General features: G+C 71.6%; 1 protein-coding gene. It reads right to left on the bottom strand.

The window, feature by feature from the left end:
• Positions 1–451, bottom strand: a 451-nt coding sequence (locus LPA54_RS38610; protein ID WP_228985049.1) for a family 16 glycoside hydrolase, incomplete at both ends; no start/stop codon positions are given.

Below are 451 nucleotides of genomic sequence, written 5' to 3'. Positions count from 1 at the left end.
CGTCTCCGGCGGCCGGGCGGCGTTCACGACGGGCGCCTTCTTCTGGTAGATCGCGCCCGCCTCGTCGGTGGCGAAGGTGGTGTCGCCGTAGGAGTCCAGGATCTGGATCTCGTAGCGGTCCTGGAGGTAGACGCCGCTGTTGGCGCGGTCCTGGCCGGTGACGTCCGGGGGCAGCTTCGGCAGCCGGTACTCGACGTGCAGCCGGAAGTCGTCGTAGCTGTCCTTGGTGCGGATGTCGCCGCAGCAGACCTCGGCGGCCCCGCCGTCGACCGGCCACTGCACCGGGCGTCCGTCGGTGTGCTGCCAGCGGTCGAGGTTCCGGCCGTCGAACAGGGTGACCGGGGCGCCGTGCCGGTCGACGGTGACGAGGTCCAGGTTGACGTGCCCGGTGTCGCCCTCGTCGACCCGGTAGGCGACGGTGTTGTGCCCGGCGCGCAGCCGTACCGTCTCC

The organism is Streptomyces sp. DH12, from assembly GCF_020873895.1.
Lineage (GTDB): Bacteria > Actinomycetota > Actinomycetes > Streptomycetales > Streptomycetaceae > Streptomyces.
This window is presented reverse-complemented; position numbering and strand designations above follow the sequence as displayed.